Source organism: Enterobacter sp. RHBSTW-00994 (assembly GCF_013782625.1).
GTDB lineage: Bacteria > Pseudomonadota > Gammaproteobacteria > Enterobacterales > Enterobacteriaceae > Enterobacter.
This window is the reverse complement of sequence record NZ_CP056199.1, coordinates 1,894,405-1,917,151: the sequence shown is the minus strand read 5'-3', so window position 1 is coordinate 1,917,151 and position 22,747 is coordinate 1,894,405. Positions and strand designations below refer to the sequence as shown.

The window sequence follows — 22,747 nt, the reverse complement described above, 5'->3', positions numbered from 1 at the left end:
ATAGAAACACATTGATCCCTGCATTTTACCGGGTTACCATTATTTCACACCGAAATTAAAGGCCGACAAATATGTTTAAAGTAAAAATGCAGTACACATTAAATGATGAATACTTCCAGCGTTAACACATTGGCTTTATCCATTTATCGTTAACACTATGGAGAAGATTGTTAAACAGGTGCATTGTTAATATCTGTTATATCAACTCCCCCTGACTATCAGGTATTAAACTAAAACAACACTTCCGAGTGAATAAATGAACCAAATTAAAGGTATTTGGCATTGCCTTTATTTAATTATAGGTATTCTTTTGTGGCTAGAAATAGTTCATTGGATTGAACATTCTTTTTTGATGGATTTGATCGTTGATTTTATACTGAGGCAAGCACAATGAAATGAGTGAGCTCTATTTTTTCACATGGGTGTTATTCGTGTTACTTACAATTGGTTTTACATCAATAATAAAAATATTCCTTAATCTGTTTAATGTATAGGTTCTAAAAAATGAAAAAAGTCATTTTGATAGCATGGGTGATGGTTTTAAGTGGTTGTGTTGTCGCAGCCCCTCATTCTCATAAACATCGTATAGACGGCGATGATGTCGATCTTTATGCAAGCGGCTATTGTACACAAGTCCAGGAGGCTCACGGTGATTGCGATGTCAAACCACACCCTAAACACAAGAAGCAAAGCTCAACGTATAAAAGCAGCGATGGCTACACCATGATTACCCATGACGGAAAAACCCTCCCTGCTTGCGGCGAAACTGGAGGTTCACAAGCAGACAACGGGTCGACGTGTTGGTTTTAATGTGTTGTACGGGCTCAACCTTTTACGTTTTAATCGTCAATGAAAAAAATCATTTTCTGGTCACTGTTTGCAATATCAATCCTGATCAATCTGTATTTCTTTTTACTTGTATTAGCAAGCTATGTTTAAGCAACTGAGAACGTTTACTCCGTTTGTTAAACAGAGATGGTTTGGCCTGTTATCGAAAAATAGCAGTTACAGGGTGTAAAGGATTCGGCTTTTAAAATAAAAAAATCAACATGCTGTGGGTTATTACAGTCAACATGAATAAGTTCCCTATTTTTGATTACAAAAATAAATGTCCTGTTTGGTACTCAAAGGAAGAAATAAAGGATGTAATTTACCACCAGGTTTCCAGTCGACAAATTAAAGGTATGCTGGAATGTTTGGCGGTATGGGAGGAATTAACGTTCGAACAGATTATATCTGATGTTCGCTATAGTCTGGAACGTCGAAACCGGATTTGGTATTTGATAATACGTTGAGGGAAAAAGAAATGTTTAACTGTCTGAATTTTGCTGCAAGTGATCAGGATCCAGACAGTTAGCGTGCGGTCAGAAACGGCTGACGAAAGGCGTCGTGTCCGGCACGTTTATTGTACTGGATGCTTTAAGCTGTGGCGTGCCGAGATAAAGGAATCCGACGATTTTATCATGTTCGCCGCACGCCAGACCTTCACGCACCACCAGGCTTTCGGTGAGCGGCCCCGTACGCCAGATACCGTTAAAACCTTGTGCGACAGCAGCCATTTGCATCGCCATTACCGCACAACCCGCTGACATCTCCTGTTCCCACACCGGTACTTTATGTTCAGGCTGACATTTCGCCACCACGGCAATGATCATTGGCGCGCGGAACGGTGCACTGCGGGCTTTCTCGATCCCTTTTTCATCCTGGCCTGCAGCAATAGCCCCTTGCTCCAGCAAGGCGCTGAAGCGATCGCGGCCTTCACCTTCAATGATAAAGAAATGCCATGGCTGCAACGTACCGTGATCCGGCGCGCGCATACCGGCACGCAAAATGTTGTCCAGTTGCTCGCCTGCAGGCGCAGGCTCAGCCAGGCGCGAAGCACTACGACGGTTAACAAGCAGTTCAAGTGCGTCCATTAATTAACTCCTGTCTTGAAATTTGCTCACAAAATTAACACGACAGCAGATTTTGTTACAGCGCGGTGGGCGATTCCTGCTGACAAGTGGCGGTTGGGTCATTACGATAACCCCACATTGCCGTCCAGTAGCGACGGAACCGTTATTATCTGGTTAGGGAGAATACATGCGAACCCTTTGGCGAATCTTTGCCGGCTTCTTTAAATGGACGTGGCGACTGCTCAACTTTGTCCGCGAACTGATGATGAACTTGTTTTTCATCTTCCTGGTTCTGGTTTGTGCGGGCATCTGGATGCACATCAGCAGCACCAGCCAGGCGCAACATTCGACCCGCGGCGCATTGTTGCTTGATATTGCCGGAGTTATCGTTGATAAGCCATCCACCAGCAACCGCCTGGGCGTGATTGGCCGTCAACTGTTTGGTGCAACATCCGATCGTCTGCAGGAAAACTCGCTCTTTGATATCGTCGATGCTATTCGCCAGGCAAAAGACGATCGCAACATTACCGGGATCGTTCTCGATCTGAAAAACTTTGCCGGGGCTGATCAACCCTCGATGCAGTACATCGGTAAAGCATTACGCGAATTCCGCGACAGCGGCAAACCAGTGATTGCCGTCGGTGATAGCTACAGCCAGGGACAATATTATCTGGCGAGTTTTGCAAATAAAATTTGGCTTTCGCCACAAGGTACTGTCGATCTGCATGGGTTTGCAACCAACGGTCTGTACTACAAATCGCTGCTCGATAAACTGAAAGTCACCACGCATGTTTTCCGTGTCGGGACCTATAAATCTGCCGTAGAACCGTTTATCCGTGATGATATGTCACCTGCTGCCCGTGAAGCAGACAGCCGCTGGATTGGCGAGCTGTGGCAGAACTATCTGGGCACGATTGCGGCCAACCGCCAGATCACTGCTGAGCAAGTCTTCCCTGGAGCACAAGGAATGCTGGCTGGGTTGCGTAAAGCGGAGGGTGATACCGCGAAATATGCCCTCGATAACAAACTGGTGGATGCACTGGGTTCCAGTGCAGAAATAGAAAAAGCCCTGACCAAACAGTTTGGCTGGAGCAAAGAAGATAAAAATTACAGTGCGATAAGCCTGTACGATTACACGCCGAAGAAACCAGCGGAAACTGGCAGCAGCGTGGCGGTGGTATTCGCCAACGGCGCCATTATGGACGGCCAGGAAACGCCGGGAAATGTCGGCGGTGATACCACGGCCTCACAGATCCGCGATGCCCGCCTTGATCCAAAAGTCAAAGCCATCGTCCTGCGCGTCAACAGTCCTGGTGGTAGCGTTAGCGCCTCTGAAGTGATCCGCGCTGAACTGGTCGCCGCCCGCGCGGCAGGCAAGCCGGTTGTGGTCTCCATGGGGGGAATGGCGGCATCAGGTGGTTACTGGATCTCCACGCCTGCTAACTATATTGTGGCCAACCCAAGCACATTGACCGGCTCCATCGGGATCTTCGGCGTCATTAATACCGTTGAGAACAGCCTTGATTATCTGGGCGTTCATACGGATGGCGTTTCGACCTCTCCCCTGGCTGACATCTCCGTAACGAAAGCCCTGCCGCCAGAAGTGTCGGAAATGATGCAGCTCAGCATTGAAAGCGGCTATAAGCGCTTCATCTCGCTGGTGGCCGATTCCCGTAAAAAAACACCTGAACAGATCGACCAGATTGCGCAAGGTCACGTCTGGACCGGGCAAGATGCGAAGAACAACGGTCTGGTGGACAGCCTTGGTGATTTTGATGACGCCGTAGCCAAAGCGGCTGAACTGGCAAAACTCAAACAATGGCATGTTGAATACTACCAGGATGAACCGTCTTTCTTCGATATGGTGATGGATAGTATGTCTGGCTCCGTGCGTGCCATGTTGCCAGACGCTTTGCAGGCGTACCTGCCAGCCCCTGTCGCTACTGCTGCAAAAGCGATGAAAGTGGAAAGCGACAAACTCGCCACCTTTAATGATCCACAGAGCCGTTATGCGTTTTGCCTGACCTGCGCAAACGTACGTTAAAACCGGTCCCCTCTTTGCGAGAAGAGGGGATTTTTCTTTGAAGCACAAGAAACTCACTATCATGCAGAAGAAATCAATCTATGTAGCGTATACCGGCGGGACTATTGGTATGCAGCGCTCTGAAAATGGCTATATCCCGGTATCCGGTCACCTGCAACGTCAGCTCGCCTTGATGCCGGAGTTTCATCGCCCGGAAATGCCAGATTTCACCATCCACGAATATGAACCATTGATGGATTCCTCAGATATGACGCCGGAAGACTGGCAGCATATTGCTGACGATATTCAGGCTAACTACGACAAGTACGATGGTTTTGTCATTCTGCACGGCACTGACACCATGGCGTTTACCGCGTCGGCCCTCTCGTTCATGCTGGAAAATCTGGGTAAGCCTGTCATTGTCACTGGCTCACAAATCCCGCTGGCCGAGTTGCGCTCAGACGGGCAGATCAATTTGCTTAACTCTCTGTACGTAGCGGCTAACTACCCGATCAATGAAGTATCGCTGTTCTTTAACAATCGTCTGTATCGCGGCAACCGCACCACGAAAGCCCATGCCGATGGTTTTGATGCCTTTGCCTCGCCAAATCTACAACCCTTGCTGGAAGCGGGGATCCATATTCGCCGTCTGGGAACACCGCCTGCCCCCCATACCGCAGGTGAACTGATTGTCCATCCGATTACGCCACAACCTATCGGCGTGGTAACCATCTATCCGGGAATTTCCGCCGACGTGGTGCGCAACTTCCTGCGCCAGCCAGTGAAGGCCCTGATCCTGCGTTCTTACGGTGTGGGTAATGCCCCGCAGAACGGCGAGTTCCTGAAAGAACTACAGGAAGCAAGTGAACGCGGGATTGTCGTCGTCAACCTGACTCAATGTATGTCTGGCAAAGTTAACATGGGAGGCTATGCAACCGGGAATGCGCTGGCGCATGCGGGGGTGATTAGCGGTTTTGATATGACGGTCGAGGCGACGCTGACTAAACTTCACTACTTACTCAGTCAGGATCTGGATGTACAGTCCATCCGCAATGCCATGATGCAAAATCTGCGCGGCGAACTGACGCCAGACGAATAAGGAGCTCGTATGTCACATCGTGCTTTGCTACTGGTTGATCTGCAAAATGACTTCTGTGCGGGTGGCGCGCTGGCTGTCACCGAAGGTGACAGCACCATCGACGTGGCAAACAGGCTTATTGCCTGGTGCAACGCGCGCGAAGACGCCGTTGTCGCAAGCCAGGACTGGCATCCTGCGAACCACGGCAGTTTCGCCAGCCAGCATCACGTTGCTCCCTTCACCCAGGGAGAACTTGATGGACTGGCGCAAACGTTCTGGCCCGATCATTGTGTTCAGCAAACGCCAGGTGCGGAACTGCACCCGCTGCTGAACCAGAAAGCGATTGATGCTGTCTTCCACAAAGGTGAAAACCCACGCATTGACAGCTACAGTGCGTTTTTTGACAACGGTCATCGCCAAAAGACGGAACTGGATGCCTGGTTGCGCCACCATGAGATCCGCGATCTCATCGTAATGGGGCTGGCGACAGATTACTGCGTGAAATTTACGGTACTGGACGCACTCAAACTCGGGTACAACGTCAGCGTAATCACCGACGGATGTCGGGGCGTCAACATTCAGACGCAGGACAGCACATTAGCCTTTATGGAGATGTCAGTTGCGGGTGCAACGCTGTATACACTGGCAGACTGGGAAGAGACCCAGCCGTAAAGCATCAATCAGCGATAGCACGTTTGCTATCGCTCATCATTTAAGCAGGAGACTTGAGGATTATGGCTTTTATCCCTAAAAATTACGCGCGACTGGAAGTCGGTTATCGGGAAAAGGCGCTAAAGCTCTTCCCCTGGGTTTGTGGGCGCTGTTCTCGTGAGTTCGTCTATTCGAATTTGCGCGAACTGACCGTGCATCATATCGACCACGACCACTCGAATAACCCTGAGGATGGCAGCAACTGGGAAATGTTGTGCCTGTACTGCCATGACCATGAACATTCGAAATACACCGAAGCCGACCAATATGGTTCAACGGTTGTGGCAGGGGAAGACGCGCAGGATAGCGTTGGCGAAGCCAAATACAACCCGTTTGCCAATCTTAAAGCGATGATGGATAAGAAGTGATCGCCCTGTTCTCTTCCTCCGGAGCAAACGAAAGATTTGCCCCAGAGGGATGAGAACAATCAGGATCTAAATGTCGCAATCGGCTTCGGCGTGATACCAAAGTCTTCTTTTAGCTCACGCTTGCTTTTCATCACCATCTGACCTTGTGTGTCGATGGTCATGTGCTGGGCATCCGTGTTATTGCGAGCCTGCCACAGCATCACCAGTTGCAAACTGTTCTCTTTTTGCTCCGCAGTCAGCGCCACACCATCAGGCCATTTTCCGAGTTCAACGGCAGTGACCAGACGCTGATAAATGTCCGGCGTCATGCTGTGAATCATGTCCTCAATATTCATGATATCTCCCTTTCAAAGGAATAATTTGCTGAATCGTTTTTTCAACCTTTAGTCTGGTCACCATTTTCATCATCACTGAAGCTCAATGATGCGGAATTAACACAGAAACGCTCGCCTGTCGGTTGAGGGCCATCCGGGAATACATGCCCGAGATGTGCATCACAGTTTCCGCAGCGGATTTCCGTGCGCTGCATACCGTGGGTTGTGTCATTCAGGTAACGAATTGCGTCATCGCTTACCGGCTCATAAAAGCTCGGCCAGCCACAGCCAGAATCGTATTTTGATTGCGAAGTGAACAATGGTTCGTCACACACCAGGCAGTGGTAGATACCGTCTCGCTTATTGTGCAATAAACGCCCGGTAAATGGCGGTTCTGTCCCATGATTTTGGGTGACATAGAACTGCATTTCGGTGAGATTTTTTTTCAGTTCATCAGGGTTACGTTGGTTCGACATATGCTTACATCTCGCTGTAGAAACAGACACCTTCTCACCCGGATTCTAACAAAACATTAACACTGAAGTCTGAACTTTTGTTCTAAACTTACTTGTCGCGAAAAGCCGGTCAGTCAATTGTGATGCGAATCACATTTTTATACTGACGGGCCTTTAAAATTCCGGGCGCAGCCCCCATGTGGTTGCTAGCTCAAAGGGAAAGTGAGGCGAGTCAGTCGCACAAACGTTAGTCACAGGATTGATTTGTCGCAATGATTGACACGATTCCGCTTGACGCTGCGTAAGGTTTTTGTAATTTTACAGGCAACCTTTTATTCACTAACAAATAGCTGGTGGAATATATGACTATCAAAGTAGGTATCAACGGTTTTGGCCGTATCGGTCGCATTGTTTTCCGTGCTGCTCAGGAACGTTCTGACATCGAGATTGTTGCAATCAACGATCTGTTAGACGCTGACTACATGGCTTACATGCTGAAATATGACTCCACTCACGGCCGTTTCAACGGTACCGTTGAAGTGAAAGACGGTCATCTGATCGTTAACGGTAAAAAAATCCGTGTTACCGCTGAGCGTGATCCGGCTAACCTGAAGTGGGACGAAGTGGGCGTTGACGTTGTTGCTGAAGCAACTGGCCTGTTCCTGACCGACGAAACCGCTCGTAAGCACATCACTGCTGGCGCGAAAAAAGTGGTTCTGACTGGTCCGTCCAAAGACAAAACCCCAATGTTTGTTAAAGGCGCAAACTTTGAAAAATACGCAGGCCAGGACATCGTGTCCAACGCATCCTGCACCACCAACTGCCTGGCTCCACTGGCTAAAGTTATCAACGACAACTTCGGTATCGTTGAAGGCCTGATGACCACTGTTCACGCAACCACCGCTACTCAGAAAACTGTTGACGGCCCGTCTCACAAAGACTGGCGCGGCGGCCGTGGCGCGGCTCAGAACATCATCCCTTCTTCTACCGGTGCTGCTAAAGCTGTAGGCGTTGTACTGCCTGAGCTGAACGGTAAACTGACGGGTATGGCGTTCCGCGTTCCAACTCCTAACGTATCTGTAGTTGACCTGACCGTTCGTCTGGAAAAAGCTGCTTCTTATGAAGAAATTAAGAAAGCAATCAAAGCTGCTTCCGAAGGCCCAATGAAAGGCGTTCTGGGTTACACCGAAGACGACGTTGTATCTACCGATTTCAACGGTGAAGTGTGCACTTCCGTGTTCGATGCTAAAGCAGGTATCGCACTGAACGACAACTTCGTGAAACTGGTATCCTGGTACGACAACGAAACTGGTTACTCTAACAAAGTACTGGACCTGATCGCTCACATCTCCAAATAAGTTGAGATGAGAAACTGATCCAAAAAGGCGACTTCGGTCGCCTTTTTTATTGCTTTAAAGACAGAGGATTGCGTAATGATTAAAACAATTTTTGCACTTCCGGTAGTCGAACAACTTACCCCTGTGCTTTCCCGCCGCAAGATTGATGAAGCTGACATTATTGTCGTCGATCATCCGCGTGTTAAAGCATCTGTTGCACTCAATGGTGCGCACCTTCTCTCCTGGAAGCCTGAAGGGGAAGAAGAAGGTCTGTGGCTGAGCGCTGTCACCTCTTTCAAAAAAGGGGCCGCGATCCGCGGAGGCGTTCCTGTCTGTTGGCCATGGTTTGGCCCGGCAGCAGAACAAGGTTTGCCCTCTCACGGTTTCGCCCGTAACCAGCAGTGGACACTGAAAGCACATAACGAAGATGACAACGGTGCTGTATTGACCTTTGAGCTGCACAGCAATGATGAAACGCACGCACTTTGGCCGCACGATTTCACCCTGTACGCACGCTTCAAGCTGGGCAAAACCTGCGAAATCGAACTCGAAGCCCACGGTGACTTCGAAACCTCTTCTGCCCTGCACACCTATTTCAACGTAGGTGATATCAATGCAGTAAAAGTAAGCGGACTTGGCGATACCTATATCGACAAAGTCGATAACGCCAAAGAAGGAAAATTAACCGACGGCGTGCAGACCTTCCCTGACCGCACAGACCGTGTTTATCTGAACCCAGAAGCATGCAGCGTGATCCACGATACAAAACTGAATCGTGGCATCGAGGTTATCCACCACCACAACAGTAACGTTGTGGGCTGGAATCCAGGTCCCGCACTTTCTGTGAGCATGGGCGATGTTCCGGATGACGGTTACAAAACCTTCGTCTGTGTTGAAACAGCCTGTGTCTCTCCACTGCAAAAAGCCAGCGGAGATAAACCTTCTCGTCTGGCTCAGACGATCCGCATCGTTAAACGCTGATGCCGACGCCTTACCCTCTCCAGTGATGAGAGGGTAAAAAGCCCGTTACACCATATCTAACGGGCTTTTATGTTTTGGTGCAGGAAATGCACTGCCCAGTCTAATCAGCTCTTCAGCGCTCAGCATGATATCGAGTGCACCAGCATTTTCCCTGACATGTGCAATCGACGCCGCCTTAGGGATAGCCATAACATCCTGATGACTGATGACCCACGCCAGCAAAATCTGTGCAACTGTGGACTGATGATTATGGGCAATCTCGTTCACGACCGGATGATTCATTAAATCCGATCTCAGCCGTCCCGCCTGAGCTAACGGACAATAGGCCATCACCGGTATCGCATGTTCCTGACACCAGGGAAGCAGGTCATATTCAATACCACGGGAAGCCAGATGATACAGAACCTGGTTGGTTGCACAATCAGCCCCCCCTTCCTCGCTCCACAGTTCCTGCATATCTCCGAGATCCAGATTCGAGACGCCCCAGCGACCAATCTTGCCCTGCTGCTGAAGCCGGATCATGAGTTGAAGGGTTTCATCCAGAGGGATATCGCCTCGCCAATGCAGCAAGTACAGGTCAATATGATCGGTTCCCAGACGTCGAAGGCTGGCTTCACAAGCAGCCTGACCTTTAGAACCACCTGCATTCCAGGGATAAACTTTAGAGACCAGGTAGACATTATCACGTTGTCCTTTGATCGCTTCTCCTACAACCCGTTCAGCCCCGCCTTCAGCATACATTTCAGCGGTGTCAATCAATGTCAGGCCAAGATCAATGCCCGCGCGCAGTGCATTCACTTCGTCGTTGCGTTGGCTGGCTTTTTCACCCATATACCATGTGCCTTGCCCGATTGCGGCAAGCGTATGCGAACGAGAAAAAGTCACCGATTTTGCGTTCATAGTGTTCTCCTGTTTTTCTGCACCACCATAAAGCAAACGGGGCGCAAGCGCCCCGTCATGATGCATAGAATGCACTGTAATAATGCACAATCAGAATTTGTAGCTAACACCGACTGAGAAGATACCTGACCAGGATTTGTCCACCATCGGGCTATCTTTCACTTCATCGCTAAGACGCACATAGCGGCCTGTGCCGTATACGCTCCAGTCGCCGAGGAAATTATAGCTCGCGGTAAGCTCCAGGTACGGATCCCAGCCGTCATCAGCACCGTAGGTCTTAAGACCACTGCGGCGGGATTCGTTTTTGGAAACACCATAATAGTAGTCGTTATAGTTCTCACTGCTGTATTGCACACCAATACCCGGGGTCAAAGTCAGACCGCCATTGGTGTAGCGATAAAGCCAGGCAAGATCCCAGATAAAGCCGTTGTTGTTGTCCAGCGTGTCGCCCGCCAGCGCGGTACGCAGGAAGCCATATTGGGTGTTATGCACGTACGACAGACCTGCCATCATCGTGCTCTTACGCTTGTCGAGACGGCGCAGTGGGGTACTGTCACTGTCGCCAGGTTTGAAGTGCATAGGATCGTAGTACGCCATAATGGAGAGCTTATCCGCCTGATCGTTCCACAGATAGTAGCCGCCACCCAGGCCACGGAACCAGAAGTTATCGCCTTCATAGGTGACAACCGGAACCGGATACACATCGCGATCATACTGCTTGTAAGGGCTATTGATCACACCTACACCCGCACCAACAGACCATTGGTCGGCTGCATTTGCAGTACTTACAGAGGTGGCAACAAGGACGCCCAATGCCAGAAGTTTGAGTTTGGTCACAATCCATTCTTTCCTGTAGTCAAATAATCAGCGGGTGAAGTGTACCTGCCCTTCCCGTACATCCCAAAATTTTTTGCCTGCTAATGCGTTTGATTAACCCCTTAATTTCAACTTTTCAGATGACCAGCAGCTTTCATTTATGTGACGACGAAATGAAAGCGACACTTTTGCCTTATAACAAAGGTGGAAATTTTTTGATGAGTTATTGATATGTCATTGAAATTAGATTTTCCTGGCATGCAAGTTTTGCAAATGCCATCTACGCTTTAACGTAAGAAGAAATTTTCCTGAACGCCCAGCGGTTTCCAGCGTCTGACCTGGCACACAGGTTGCTGCACTGGAGAGTGAGAGGCGAGAAACTTTCTTCCGGGAGCCTCCATTACTTATACGAACGGCTCTTATCCTGTGCTAAAAAACGAAAGGACGGCATGCCATGAATATATTCGATCACTATCGCCAGCGCTATGAAGCTGCCAAGGACGAAGAGTTCACACTGCAGGAGTTTCTTACCATTTGTCGGCAAGATCGCAGTGCCTATGCCAATGCGGCAGAACGGCTATTGATGGCTATTGGTGAGCCAAACATGGTTGATACTGCCCTGGAGCCACGGCTCTCCCGTCTTTTTTCGAATCGGGTCGTCGCCCGATATCCCGCGTTTGAAGAGTTCTATGGCATGGAAGATGCCATAGAACAGATTGTCTCCTACCTGAAACATGCCGCACAGGGGCTGGAAGAGAAGAAACAGATCCTGTATTTACTCGGTCCGGTAGGTGGCGGTAAATCCTCACTGGCAGAACGGCTTAAGGCGCTGATGCAACGCGTACCTATCTATGTGCTGAGCGCGAATGGTGAACGCAGTCCAGTGAACGATCATCCACTGTGCCTGTTTAATCCGCAGGAAGATGCGCAGATTCTGGACAAAGAATTTGGCATTCCACATCGCTACCTCGGCACAATTATGTCGCCATGGGCAGCAAAACGTCTGCATGAGTTCGGCGGAGATATCACCAAATTCCGCGTTGTCAAAGTATGGCCGTCCATTCTGGAACAGATTGCTATCGCCAAAACAGAACCTGGCGACGAGAACAACCAGGATATCTCAGCGTTGGTGGGTAAAGTTGATATCCGTAAACTTGAACACCACGCACAAAACGACCCGGATGCCTATGGCTATTCCGGTGCTCTCTGCCGCGCGAACCAGGGTGTAATGGAATTTGTCGAGATGTTTAAAGCACCGATTAAAGTGCTGCATCCCCTGCTGACAGCGACCCAGGAAGGGAACTACAACGGGACCGAAGGTATTTCAGCCCTGCCGTTTAACGGTATTATTCTGGCGCACTCAAACGAATCAGAGTGGGTCACGTTCCGTAATAACAAAAACAATGAGGCGTTCCTTGACCGCGTGTATATCGTCAAAGTGCCTTATTGCCTGCGGATCTCCGAAGAGATCAAAATTTACGAGAAACTGCTTAATCACAGTGAACTGGTACATGCGCCGTGTGCCCCAGGCACGCTGGAAACTTTGTCGCGATTCTCCATTCTGTCGCGCCTGAAAGAACCGGAAAACTCCAGCATCTACTCTAAAATGCGTGTCTATGATGGTGAAAGCCTGAAAGATACCGATCCGAAAGCGAAGTCCTATCAGGAGTATCGGGATTACGCTGGGGTTGATGAAGGGATGAATGGTCTCTCCACCCGTTTTGCCTTTAAAATTCTCTCCCGCGTATTTAACTTCGACCATGCTGAAGTGGCCGCAAACCCCGTTCATCTGTTCTACGTCCTGGAACAGCAAATTGAGCGCGAACAATTCCCGCAAGAGCAAGCAGAGCGTTATCTTGAATTCCTCAAAGGCTATCTGATCCCGAAATATGCTGAGTTCATCGGCAAAGAGATCCAGACAGCATATCTGGAGTCCTATTCTGAATACGGGCAGAACATTTTTGACCGTTACGTCACCTATGCAGATTTCTGGATCCAGGATCAAGAGTATCGCGACCCAGATACGGGTCAGTTGTTTGACCGGGAATCACTGAACGCCGAGCTGGAAAAAATTGAGAAACCCGCCGGGATCAGTAACCCGAAAGATTTCCGTAATGAGATTGTGAACTTCGTGCTGCGTGCCAGAGCGCACAACAGCGGGCGGAATCCGAACTGGACCAGCTACGAAAAACTGCGCACGGTCATTGAGAAGAAAATGTTCTCTAACACCGAAGAGTTGTTGCCGGTCATTTCGTTTAATGCCAAGACCTCAACCGATGAGCAGAAAAAACATGACGATTTTGTCGACCGGATGATGGAGAAAGGATACACCCGCAAACAGGTTCGCCTGCTCTGCGAATGGTATCTGCGTGTCCGTAAATCGTCGTAAAACATATGCCCGGCGACGCGATACTCGCCGGGCTGACAACATCTGCAAATAGTTGGCAGTACGGGGGGCATATGACCTGGTTTATTGACCGGCGTCTTAACGGCAAAAACAAGAGCACGGTGAACCGCCAGCGCTTCTTGCGACGTTATAAAGCGCAAATTAAACAGTCGATCTCCGAAGCCATCAACAAGCGTTCGGTGACTGACGTCGATAGCGGTGAATCCGTCTCTATCCCGACGGATGATATCAGCGAACCGATGTTCCATCAGGGGCGTGGCGGGCTTCGCCATCGTGTCCATCCCGGTAATGATCACTTCGTTCAGAACGACAGAATCGAGCGTCCACAAGGGGGCGGAGGCGGTTCGGGAAGTGGTCAAGGGCAGGCAGGCCAGGACGGTGAAGGTCAGGATGAGTTCGTCTTTCAGATTTCAAAAGACGAATATCTCGATCTGCTCTTTGAAGATCTGGCCTTACCCAATCTCAAAAAGAATCAACATCGCCAGTTGAACGAGTATAAAACCCACCGTGCGGGTTATACCGCCAATGGCGTACCTGCAAATATTAGTGTCGTGCGTTCATTACAAAATTCACTGGCACGACGCACAGCAATGACGGCCGGTAAACGCCGTGAGTTACGTGAACTGGAAACCAGTCTCAAAACGGTTGAAAACACGGAACCTGCGCAGTTACTGGAAGAGGAGCGCCTGCGTAAAGAGATTGCCGAACTGCGCGCAAAAATCGAGCGAGTCCCGTTTATCGACACGTTCGACCTGCGCTATAAAAACTACGAAAAACGCCCTGAACCTTCAAGCCAGGCGGTCATGTTCTGTCTGATGGATGTGTCGGGCTCCATGGACCAGGCCACCAAAGACATGGCCAAGCGTTTTTATATCCTGCTTTATCTGTTTTTAAGCAGAACCTATAAGAACGTAGAAGTTGTCTATATTCGCCATCACACGCAGGCGAAAGAGGTGGATGAGCACGAGTTCTTCTACTCGCAAGAGACCGGAGGAACGATTGTATCGAGCGCGCTGAAGCTGATGGATGATGTGGTGAAAGAACGCTACGATCCCGCGCAGTGGAACATCTATGCAGCGCAAGCCTCGGATGGTGATAACTGGGCTGATGACTCACCGCTGTGTCATGAAATTCTGGCGAAGAAAATTTTGCCCGTGGTGCGTTATTACAGCTATATCGAAATAACCCGTCGGGCACATCAGACGCTTTGGCGTGAATATGAGCATCTGCAGTCCATGTTCGATAACTTTGCGATGCAGCACATCCGCGATCAGGATGATATTTATCCGGTATTCCGAGAGCTGTTTCACAAGCAATCAACCACCAGTAACGCCTGACTCAATGGCCAGCGGATAACCCGCTGGCCATTTATTTACGTGCTGACATTAATACAATCCAGATTCCGGTTAATAAGCATGGTGCAATTTCGCCCTCCATGTTTACCTCTGTATAGCGCCATATCTGCTCTTTCCAACACTTCGCGCAATGGCTCACCGCGATGGACCCGCGTCAATCCAGAGGTAAAGGTGATGCGGATAGTATGCCCGCCAAAGACGGTTTCAGCGTCAGCAATAATGTGCCGCAGACGTTCTGCAGCAGCGGCGGCTTCACGGTCGTTATTCGCCCGAAGAAGAATGATAAATTCTTCACCTCCGTAACGGTACGCCGACTCAGAGCGACGAACATTATCCTCAAGATGCAGCGCCAAAGAACGCAACACGGCATCACCGGTCAGATGACCGTAATTGTCATTCACCTTTTTGAAATGATCGATATCGAGCAACAGCAGATACAGTCCTCTCTCTTCTGCCCCGGCATTAAGTCGATCAAACGATTCGTCCAGAATCCGGCGCAAGGGAAGCCCCGTCAACGCATCGTAGCTCGTGCGGAGCTGGAGTAAATGTGCCTTATAATGAGAAAGCGATTCAGTGAATGCCAGCAGCGCAACTTCAAACGCATCGTACGAGGCCGGACACTCCTCTTGTCGCTCAATAGACGCCATGATTTGTCGACACGTCTGATGCACCTGATGGTGCTTTGCTGAAATATCGAGCAGATAATGACTGTCGTTTTGCTCATCCTGTAATTGATTATTTAGCCACAGCCCAAACTCACAGCGATGATGAGCATCATCATGGGTGATCTCTGGTAGCTCAACATCCCGGTTAGCAACAAACCGCAGTATGGTCACTAACCATTTAAAATGGGCATCTGTGGAATAATTCAATCCCCGAAGGGTTGCGTCAATTTCCCTGAACTTTCTGTTCATAAGCGCTCCTGCTAATGAGTTAATAACTGTTCAGAATAATAACAAACGGTATCTCTATATTTGTCAGCAGGGCGTATATAACCTTGATGCTGCAACAGCACATCGGAGAAATAATATGTGGTACTGTAGAAGGCTGACTTAATCTCCCACAGGTAATGAACGTCATGTCTGAAGAAATAAGAGGGACAGCAACCCACCAGCAATTAATTTCACTGTTAACTGCTCAACGGGCAAAATACCGTGTTGTGGAGCATGAGCCTGTCGGTAAATGTGAAGCAGTGAGTGAAATTCGAGGAACTGACCTGGGACAAGGGGCAAAAGCGCTGGTGTGCAAAGTAAAGGGAAACGGCGTTAAAAAACACATTCTGGCAATCCTTGCAGCCGATCAACACGCTGATCTGGCGCAACTTGCCAGCCATTTTGGTGGTCTCAAAGCCTCACTTGCGAGCCCGGTAGAAGTCGATAACCTGACTGCCTGTGTATTTGGCGCGATTCCGCCTTTTAGCTTTCACCCTGATCTCACGCTGGTTGCCGACCCACTGCTGTTCGAGCGTTTTGACGAGATCGCGTTTAACGCCGGTTTGCTGGAAAAGTCCGTCATTATGGACACCCATGACTACCTGCGTATCGCCCGGCCTGAGCTGGTCACCTTCAGAAAAGTCTGAGGCTCATAATATGTGGCGCGGTCAGCCATGTTTCTCCAGAAAAATGACCGATGCCACCAGAATGATTGCGATCGTAAAGAAAGATGACGAGATAAACAGCGTTTCAAGAAACATTTGATCGTTCATGATGTATCTCCTTCTGCCTTATTTAGCCCTTTTTATCCCCCAGGCATGACAGCTAAATGACAGCCAAAAGATATTTTTATAAAAGCCTGCTTACAAAAGTTTTTACGCGTACAGTAAGCAGGCTTACTTTTTTTTGGCAAGGATGAATCATGTTTGACCCTACCCTGCTGGTTCTAATGGGGCTGGCCGCACTGGGCTTTATCAGCCATAACACGACCGTCGCCGTATCCATACTGGTGCTGATTATTGTGCGCGTCACACCGCTCAATACTTTTTTCCCCTGGATCGAAAAACAGGGTCTGACCGTCGGGATCATCATTTTGACGATTGGTGTAATGGCGCCGATTGCCAGCGGCACATTACCAGCGTCAACGCTACTCCACTCCTTTGTTAACTGGAAATCGCTGGTTGCCATCGTCGTCGGTATTTTTGTCTCCTGGCTTGGCGGGCGGGGTGTCACATTGATGAGTTCACAGCCATCATTAGTGGCGGGATTACTGGTAGGGACCGTACTCGGTGTAGCCTTGTTCCGTGGTGTTCCGGTTGGTCCGTTAATTGCGGCCGGGCTGGTGTCTCTGTTTATTGGGAAGTCGTAGAAAGGCTTGTGATGTAACGAGCGGGCGTCTGTCCCAGCCCTTTTCTGAACATCGTGATAAACGCCGTGGTTGAGTCGTAGCCCAGTGATTGCGCCGTTTGCTGCACAGATTTGCCACTGATCAATAATTGCAGCGCCAGAATTAACTGTAACTGATGCCGCCAGCGGCGAAAGCTCAGCCCGGTCTCTTTCACGACCAGCCTCGCCAGGTTGCGTTCACTCATCGCAAAATGGTGCGCCCACTGAGTTAACGTCTGCCATGCCGCAGGCTCTTGGGCCATGGTTTCGCTCATCAGACGAATTTTAGGATGAGCAGATACTGGCAACTGCAACTGTTCCTGAGGCTGCTGCGGTAATTCGTCAAAAAGAGCTTCAACCAGACGCGATGTGGCAGGTAACAGCAGTTGCTCACGCGTTTTCGTTGCCAGAGACAAAATCAGTTCCCGAACCAGCGGGGAGATTTTTAAGGTACAACAGCGATCGGGCAACGCAACAGTGTTGGGTTCAATAAAGAGAAAGCAGAGCTGGGCACTTGGTGTGGCTTTATTACTGTGTGCAACCTGGCTTGGGATCCACACCGCATACTGCGGTGGAACCATCCACATTGCATTTTCAACTTCACAAGTGATAGCGCCCCGAAGAGCCAGGATTAATTGCCCTTTTCGATGCTGGTGCAGAGGGATGCGTTGTTCGTCTTCGACAACACGAATACGAAACGCCACGGCAGCATCGTGCTGGCTATCAGGATCGTAGCCGTCAAGTCCCAGACCAATCATTAAGTTGTCCGATATTAGCGATAAACTGTCATTTTAGCTTGATTTCAACAGTCGTGAAAATCGGTATTGTGTGCGCTTGCTTCGACGTAAGAGAAAAAAATGACTACTGCCATTCGTACTTTAGGGAAACACGGGATGCTGCTGATTACAGGCATCCTGCTGATTGCCACAACGTTGCGCGTCACCTTCACGGGTGCAGCGCCGTTGCTCGATATGATCCGCCTTGATTATGGGCTCACCACAGCACAAACCGGCCTGCTCACCACCCTTCCCCTCCTGGCCTTTGCGTTAGTTTCGCCGCTCGCCGCCGGGCTCGCGCGCAAGATTGGCATGGAACGCAGTCTCTTTATCGCTTTGCTACTGATTTGCATCGGTATTGGTATTCGTTCGATGCCCTCGCCCGCGCTACTGTTTGGCGGTACGGCAGTCATCGGTTGCGGTATTGCTCTCGGAAACGTGCTGCTGCCAGGGCTTATCAAACGAGACTTCCCAGGCCAGGTGGCAAAACTCACGGGCGCGTACTCCCTGACAATGGGGGCCTCTGCGGCGCTGGGTTCGGCACTGATTGTTCCGCTGGCACAGGGAAATGGAGGCTGGCATGGCGCACTGTTAATGCTGATGGTATTCCCGTTGTTGGCTTTGCTGCTTTGGCTTCCGCAGTGGCGTCAGACGCCAGTCGCATCCGTGACCGGAGCCGGTACTCTTCACAATCACGCCATCTGGCGCTCTGCCCTTGCCTGGCAGGTGACGTTGTTTTTGGGTATTAACTCGCTGATTTACTATGTGATTATCGGCTGGCTTCCGGCCATATTGCTCAGCCACGGTTATAGCGAAACGCAGGCGGGTTCCATGCATGGCTTATTGCAACTCGCCACTGCCGCGCCAGGTCTTGCTGTTCCATTGATCCTCCATCGTTTGAAAGATCAGCGCGGTATCGCCGGGTTGGTTGCGATGATGTGTGCGGTAAGCGCTGCGGGTTTCTGGTTTATTCCTTCCCAGGCAGTGCTGTGGACGCTGCTGTTTGGTTTCGGCTCTGGCGCAACCATGATCCTGGGTCTGACGTTTATCGGACTCCGTGCCAGCTCAGCACACCAGGCCGCAGCCCTCTCCGGCATGGCGCAATCCATCGGCTATCTTCTGGCTGCTTGTGGACCGCCTCTGATGGGGAAAATTCACGATACCACTGGCGACTGGCGCATTCCGTTGCTGGCGTGTGCACTCGCCTCTGTGGTGATGGCGGTCTGCGGGGTACTTGCCGGGCGTGACCGGGAGATCACCCCCCGCTAAGCAAAAAGGCAGACCATTTGGCCTGCCTTTTTTTATCCGCGAGCGGCGCGTAGCATTGCCTGCGCCAGCACAACCGGACGCCCATCCAACGCGGCACGTTCATGCTGGAACAGCGTAATAACAAAGAACGGGTGCGTAACCAACTCGACAGCCCGAATGTCGCCCTGCTCATCCCATCCGGTCACGCGCATATCACCACTTTCCAGCGCCTGAGCAAATTCAGGTGAAACGCCATAATTGCAGTGATACCCCTCTTCAATCTCTGATTTGCCATACGCTTTGGCAATCAGCGTGTTGTCCCGCAGTTCAATTGCATCCTTTTTTTCCACCAGCGAGCAGGCTAATGGCGCAATCACCATCGTGCCTTCAGTGTCCGTCTCAGCATGAGCGGCATCACTCCAGCCCAGTACATTACGTGCGTATTCAATTAACGCATGCTGGAACCCTCCGCATGTTCCAAGAAAAGGAATGCTATTTTCACGGGCATAACGAGCAGCAATGAACGCCGCGTCTGCATTTTTATACGGGCTTGCGGGAACCAGCCAGATGGCATCGTACCCCACTAAATCTTCAGGGCTGGTCAAATCCGGAGTGGCAAGCCAGTCATAATCGGCCGTGAGTTCCAGTACCGCAGCGGCATCATCGATAGCCAGGGGAATAGCCTGATGCGCAATCACAGCAGGATTGTAATCGCCGACCAACGCAATGCGCAGTGTATTTTTAACCGGGGAGAGTTCCATGAAAGGGTCCTTATGCCAGAGTATTATCAGATAACATAAGGAACCTCAGACTACCGATCTTTTGCAATTATCACAATACCTTAAATTGGGTGGAAAAATACCGAGAGCTATAGTGTGATAGCGTATCTTCCTTTACTACGAACCGATAATGACGTCATGAAATCGAAAATTCTGGTCAGTGCCTGCCTGATGGGCCACAAAGTTCGTTATAACGGCAGCGAGAAAGCGCACCTTGAGGAGACGCTCAGACGTTGGCAAAATGAGCATCGCCTGGTCACACACTGCCCGGAACTGGCGGCAGGGCTTTCCATTCCTCGTTTGCCCGCCGAGATCGTGGATGGCACAGGGTATGACGTGATGCAGGGTCGCGCCCGTATACTGGAAAGTGACGGTCATGATGTCACAGCACACTATCAGCTTGCCGCCTGGCTGGCATTACGTGCGGCGCAAGAGGCAGGATGTTGTGCGGCAATACTGACAGACGGAAGTCCAACCTGCGGAAGCCAGGAAATTTACAGTGGCACGTTTAGCGGTCAGCGTCAGGCCGGAATGGGGGTTGCCGCAGCACTACTGCAAAAAAATGGAATTCAGGTATTTTCAGATAACCAATTGGCAGAACTTATCGCCTGGGTTGAGGAGAGGGACAATGATTCAGTGTAAACGTGTTTACGAGCAGGCAAGTAAAGAGGATGGCTACCGGGTGCTGGTGGACAGACTTTGGCCACGAGGAATGAAAAAAACCGATCTCAACAGTGATGAGTGGTGTAAAACGCTAACGCCGTCAGACGCGTTACGCAAAGCCTTCCACGGTGAGGTAATTGATTTTGCTGCTTTCAGCAAGCAATATCGCGAAGAGCTGGCACAACATAAGGATGAAGGCCTGCGTCTTGTCGAACTCAGCAAAAAACAGCCCCTGACGCTGCTCTATGGCGCGAAAAATACCAAACAGAACCATGCGCTGGTATTAGCCGACTGGCTGCGCCACCTCGAGCTCAGTTGAGCATCAGTTCATCCAGCATGTGCGGCGCACTATCCGGAGAAAGTGGCATCAGATGTTCTGGTCGCACAAAGGCAAAACCCAGTTGGTTATCAAACGCGTAAACATCTCCCGTCACAAGCCAAAGCGCGCGATCCGCGGTGGCGGGTAATTGCGTCATGATCCCATTGACCGGGTTTACAAATTGTACACCCGGCTGGCAAAGCGCAAACAGCTCTACAGATTTACCGATATTACGACGGCCTGCTGCCGTACGGGCGCCAATAACCATTGCCAGGCTACCCGGTTTTAGCTGAAACATACTTCTCTCGCACTGAATGCAGCCGCAGGGGCTAAGAATAATCCTAAAGAGAAGTGTATCGCAGTCAACATACCTCTGTCACCTGGCCGGTGTTGGATGATCCCGACGATAGAGATCCCATTCCTCAATAACCTCACCACCAGGCAATTTGCACTCGGTACGAACCCCCTGCGGACTTTGCACCGGGATCTGCTCTCCGCCCTTCTGCAAGCAGTAAACTGAGGCAGGATTGGCCATCCCGATTTGTGGAGGTTTCGGCGCATCGGGTGGCGTTGTTGTCGTACACGCCGCTAGCGGAAATGCCAGCATCAGCAACAGGGATCTCATCTCTTTGACCTTTTTAAACAAACTGAAAACGTAAGAGTAACGAGTCGTCACGGCTTTCTCCATGATTTCTCCATTAAACCTGCACTTTTCAACTCTATAGTGAGCTGGTTCTCGCAATGACCTGAGAACATCATTCCGTAATCAAGATGTCTTTGCCCCGGTCTCAACAACGGGGCCTTTTTCTCCCCTCTCTCTCCTGCAGCCCACCCCTATTTAAGATATATAAAATTTTTAATATTCATGTTTTACTATGGCAAGAGTCGAAAATTTCAGCATAACATGCAGATACAGACGTCTTCTGCATGGGAGTCCACCTACGTCATGTCGGATATTATTCTTGCCCGTGTTTCAGAAACTCTCGCCACTGAACAATCCCTCGAAAGCCTGGTACGTCAGTTACTGGAAATGCTGGAGATTGTGACCGATATGGAGTCAACCTACCTGACGAAAGTCGATATCAATGCGCGATTGCAGCATATTTTGTATGCCCGCAACAGCAAGCAAATGCAGATCCCGGAGGGACTCAGCGTTCCCTGGGGCGACACACTGTGCAAACGCGCAATTGATAGCAGCAGTTTTTTCAGTAACGAGGTGGCTGAACGCTGGGCGGACTGCGACGCAGCCAAAGCACTGGGAATCACGACTTATATGAGCATTCCCATTCACCTTGCTGATGGCTCACTCTACGGCACACTTTGTGCAACCAGTACGCAGAAGCAAGAGCTTAGCGAACGCGGTGAACAGGTTCTGAGGCTTTTCGCCGGATTAATTGCGCAGTACATTCAAAAAGAGTCTTTGGTGGCCCAGCTTCGTGAAGCCAATGCTGCACTCGTCGCGCACTCCTATACCGATGCGCTTACCGGATTACCGAATCGCCGGGCGATATTTGAACATCTCGCAACCTTGTTCTCCCTCGCGAAGCATTTGAAACGAAATGCCATCATCGCATTTATCGACCTTGATGATTTTAAACTGATTAACGATCTCCACGGGCACGAAGCCGGCGACCAGTTTTTGATTGAGGTGGGGAAGCGACTCACTCAGGAACAGACTGAGGACGATATTATCGGCCGTCTGGGGGGCGATGAGTTTCTGGTCGCGTGTCTGAGCCACAACGAGAATGATGGAGAAAAGAGCCAGATCAGCCTGCTCAAAACGCGTATCAGCGCCCGTATCGCAGGCGAATACTGTCTGGGAAACGTCCATATTTTTTATCCCGGAGCAAGCCTCGGCGTCATTGAAGTCGATCCTACCCAGACGGATGCAGACAGCGCATTACGCGCTGCGGATGTGGCGATGTATCAGGATAAAAAAGGAAAAAATAAAACGCGCTTTCTCACAATGGATTAAGCCCGTACACTCTGCAATGTTACGTAAAC

Annotated in this window: 26 protein-coding genes; 15 read left to right on the top strand and 11 right to left on the bottom strand. The window is 50.1% G+C overall.

The window, feature by feature from the left end:
* Positions 1–504 precede the first annotated feature (504 nt).
* Positions 505–810 carry a hypothetical protein gene (locus HV346_RS09170; protein WP_181623186.1) on the top strand — a complete coding sequence of 102 codons (306 nt, stop codon included), beginning with the start codon at positions 505–507 and terminating at the stop codon, positions 808–810.
* Positions 811–1,364: 554 nt separating this feature from the next.
* On the opposite strand, the gene HV346_RS09165 is transcribed toward HV346_RS09170, so the two are convergent.
* Positions 1,365–1,916, bottom strand: a complete 552-nt coding sequence (locus HV346_RS09165) for an NAD(P)H nitroreductase (protein ID WP_181623185.1) — start codon at positions 1,914–1,916, stop codon at positions 1,365–1,367.
* A gap of 166 nt (positions 1,917–2,082) precedes the next feature.
* Here HV346_RS09165 and sppA point away from each other — a divergent pair, with 166 nt between their 5' ends.
* The 4 genes from sppA to yajD all read left to right on the top strand — a co-directional run bounded on the left by sppA (position 2,083) and on the right by yajD (position 6,075).
* Positions 2,083–3,939 (top strand): signal peptide peptidase SppA, encoded by a 1,857-nt coding sequence (gene sppA / locus HV346_RS09160; RefSeq protein WP_181623184.1) that lies wholly within the window; start codon positions 2,083–2,085, stop codon positions 3,937–3,939.
* Positions 3,940–4,000: 61 nt separating this feature from the next.
* Entirely contained in the window at positions 4,001–5,017 is a 1,017-nt protein-coding gene (gene ansA, locus HV346_RS09155; protein ID WP_181623183.1) for an asparaginase, read from the top strand.
* Positions 5,018–5,026: 9 nt separating this feature from the next.
* A complete protein-coding gene (gene pncA / locus HV346_RS09150) occupies positions 5,027–5,668 on the top strand; it encodes a bifunctional nicotinamidase/pyrazinamidase (RefSeq protein WP_181623182.1) in 642 nt (213 codons plus the stop codon).
* A gap of 62 nt (positions 5,669–5,730) precedes the next feature.
* On the top strand, positions 5,731–6,075 hold the full coding sequence (gene yajD / locus HV346_RS09145; RefSeq protein WP_181623181.1) for an HNH nuclease YajD: 345 nt from the start codon (positions 5,731–5,733) through the stop codon (positions 6,073–6,075).
* A 59-nt stretch (positions 6,076–6,134) separates the two neighbouring features.
* On the opposite strand, the gene HV346_RS09140 is transcribed toward yajD, so the two are convergent.
* Together HV346_RS09140 and msrB are read right to left on the bottom strand one after the other, a co-directional pair.
* Positions 6,135–6,410 carry a YeaC family protein gene (locus tag HV346_RS09140; protein WP_181623180.1) on the bottom strand — a complete coding sequence of 92 codons (276 nt, stop codon included), beginning with the start codon at positions 6,408–6,410 and terminating at the stop codon, positions 6,135–6,137.
* Positions 6,411–6,451: 41 nt separating this feature from the next.
* Positions 6,452–6,865 carry a peptide-methionine (R)-S-oxide reductase MsrB gene (msrB, locus tag HV346_RS09135; RefSeq protein WP_181623179.1) on the bottom strand — a complete coding sequence of 138 codons (414 nt, stop codon included), beginning with the start codon at positions 6,863–6,865 and terminating at the stop codon, positions 6,452–6,454.
* Between the two features lie 341 nt (positions 6,866–7,206).
* Between msrB and gapA the strand changes: the two genes are divergently transcribed.
* Positions 7,207–8,202, top strand: coding sequence for a glyceraldehyde-3-phosphate dehydrogenase (gene gapA, locus HV346_RS09130; protein WP_181623178.1), 996 nt, complete (start codon positions 7,207–7,209; stop codon positions 8,200–8,202).
* Between the two features lie 75 nt (positions 8,203–8,277).
* Positions 8,278–9,162, top strand: coding sequence for a D-hexose-6-phosphate mutarotase (locus HV346_RS09125; RefSeq protein ID WP_181623177.1), 885 nt, complete (start codon positions 8,278–8,280; stop codon positions 9,160–9,162).
* 45 nt (positions 9,163–9,207) lie between these two features.
* Here the strand turns inward: HV346_RS09125 and HV346_RS09120 are convergent, their stop codons facing one another.
* Both HV346_RS09120 and HV346_RS09115 read right to left on the bottom strand, forming a co-directional pair.
* A complete protein-coding gene (locus tag HV346_RS09120; RefSeq protein WP_181623176.1) occupies positions 9,208–10,062 on the bottom strand; it encodes an aldo/keto reductase in 855 nt (284 codons plus the stop codon).
* 90 nt (positions 10,063–10,152) lie between these two features.
* The gene (locus HV346_RS09115; protein ID WP_181623175.1) at positions 10,153–10,899 is read right to left on the bottom strand and encodes a MipA/OmpV family protein; all 747 of its coding nucleotides are present in this window, start codon (positions 10,897–10,899) and stop codon (positions 10,153–10,155) included.
* A 433-nt stretch (positions 10,900–11,332) separates the two neighbouring features.
* On the opposite strand from HV346_RS09115, the gene yeaG reads away from it, so the two are divergent.
* On the top strand, positions 11,333–13,267 hold the full coding sequence (gene yeaG, locus HV346_RS09110) for a protein kinase YeaG (RefSeq protein WP_154125124.1): 1,935 nt from the start codon (positions 11,333–11,335) through the stop codon (positions 13,265–13,267).
* A 71-nt stretch (positions 13,268–13,338) separates the two neighbouring features.
* Complete coding sequence (locus HV346_RS09105) at positions 13,339–14,622, top strand: YeaH/YhbH family protein (RefSeq protein ID WP_181623174.1); 1,284 nt, start codon at positions 13,339–13,341, stop codon at positions 14,620–14,622.
* A 35-nt stretch (positions 14,623–14,657) separates the two neighbouring features.
* Here HV346_RS09105 and HV346_RS09100 read toward each other — a convergent pair whose 3' ends face one another.
* The gene (locus HV346_RS09100) at positions 14,658–15,554 is read right to left on the bottom strand and encodes a diguanylate cyclase (protein WP_181623173.1); all 897 of its coding nucleotides are present in this window, start codon (positions 15,552–15,554) and stop codon (positions 14,658–14,660) included.
* 164 nt (positions 15,555–15,718) lie between these two features.
* Here HV346_RS09100 and HV346_RS09095 point away from each other — a divergent pair, with 164 nt between their 5' ends.
* On the top strand, positions 15,719–16,219 hold the full coding sequence (locus HV346_RS09095; RefSeq protein WP_181623172.1) for a YbaK/prolyl-tRNA synthetase associated domain-containing protein: 501 nt from the start codon (positions 15,719–15,721) through the stop codon (positions 16,217–16,219).
* A gap of 21 nt (positions 16,220–16,240) precedes the next feature.
* Here the strand turns inward: HV346_RS09095 and yoaI are convergent, their stop codons facing one another.
* On the bottom strand, positions 16,241–16,345 hold the full coding sequence (gene yoaI / locus HV346_RS23400; RefSeq protein ID WP_249415135.1) for a small membrane protein YoaI: 105 nt from the start codon (positions 16,343–16,345) through the stop codon (positions 16,241–16,243).
* 149 nt (positions 16,346–16,494) lie between these two features.
* On the opposite strand from yoaI, the gene HV346_RS09090 reads away from it, so the two are divergent.
* Positions 16,495–16,941: a DUF441 domain-containing protein gene (locus HV346_RS09090; protein WP_181623171.1), complete on the top strand. Its 447-nt coding sequence runs from the start codon at positions 16,495–16,497 to the stop codon at positions 16,939–16,941.
* Here HV346_RS09090 and HV346_RS09085 read toward each other — a convergent pair.
* A complete protein-coding gene (locus HV346_RS09085; protein ID WP_181623170.1) occupies positions 16,925–17,716 on the bottom strand; it encodes a helix-turn-helix transcriptional regulator in 792 nt (263 codons plus the stop codon). The genes HV346_RS09090 and HV346_RS09085 overlap by 17 nt on opposite strands.
* 99 nt (positions 17,717–17,815) lie before the next feature.
* Here HV346_RS09085 and HV346_RS09080 point away from each other — a divergent pair, with 99 nt between their 5' ends.
* Complete coding sequence (locus HV346_RS09080; protein WP_181623169.1) at positions 17,816–19,003, top strand: CynX/NimT family MFS transporter; 1,188 nt, start codon at positions 17,816–17,818, stop codon at positions 19,001–19,003.
* Between the two features lie 32 nt (positions 19,004–19,035).
* Here the strand turns inward: HV346_RS09080 and HV346_RS09075 are convergent, their stop codons facing one another.
* Positions 19,036–19,743, bottom strand: coding sequence for a CTP synthase (locus HV346_RS09075; protein ID WP_181623168.1), 708 nt, complete (start codon positions 19,741–19,743; stop codon positions 19,036–19,038).
* A gap of 156 nt (positions 19,744–19,899) precedes the next feature.
* Here HV346_RS09075 and HV346_RS09070 point away from each other — a divergent pair, with 156 nt between their 5' ends.
* Both HV346_RS09070 and HV346_RS09065 read left to right on the top strand, forming a co-directional pair.
* Complete coding sequence (locus HV346_RS09070) at positions 19,900–20,403, top strand: DUF523 domain-containing protein (RefSeq protein ID WP_181623167.1); 504 nt, start codon at positions 19,900–19,902, stop codon at positions 20,401–20,403.
* Positions 20,390–20,743 (top strand): DUF488 domain-containing protein, encoded by a 354-nt coding sequence (locus HV346_RS09065; RefSeq protein WP_181623166.1) that lies wholly within the window; start codon positions 20,390–20,392, stop codon positions 20,741–20,743. Before HV346_RS09070 ends, HV346_RS09065 begins: the two co-directional genes overlap by 14 nt.
* Here HV346_RS09065 and HV346_RS09060 read toward each other — a convergent pair.
* A complete protein-coding gene (locus HV346_RS09060; protein ID WP_181623165.1) occupies positions 20,736–21,041 on the bottom strand; it encodes a hypothetical protein in 306 nt (101 codons plus the stop codon). The two genes, HV346_RS09065 and HV346_RS09060, sit on opposite strands and share 8 nt — an antisense overlap.
* Before the next feature lie 78 nt (positions 21,042–21,119).
* Complete coding sequence (locus tag HV346_RS09055; RefSeq protein ID WP_181623734.1) at positions 21,120–21,368, bottom strand: DUF333 domain-containing protein; 249 nt, start codon at positions 21,366–21,368, stop codon at positions 21,120–21,122.
* A gap of 321 nt (positions 21,369–21,689) precedes the next feature.
* Here HV346_RS09055 and HV346_RS09050 point away from each other — a divergent pair, with 321 nt between their 5' ends.
* Entirely contained in the window at positions 21,690–22,718 is a 1,029-nt protein-coding gene (locus HV346_RS09050; RefSeq protein ID WP_181623733.1) for a sensor domain-containing diguanylate cyclase, read from the top strand.
* The last annotated feature ends 29 nt before the right edge of the window (positions 22,719–22,747 follow it).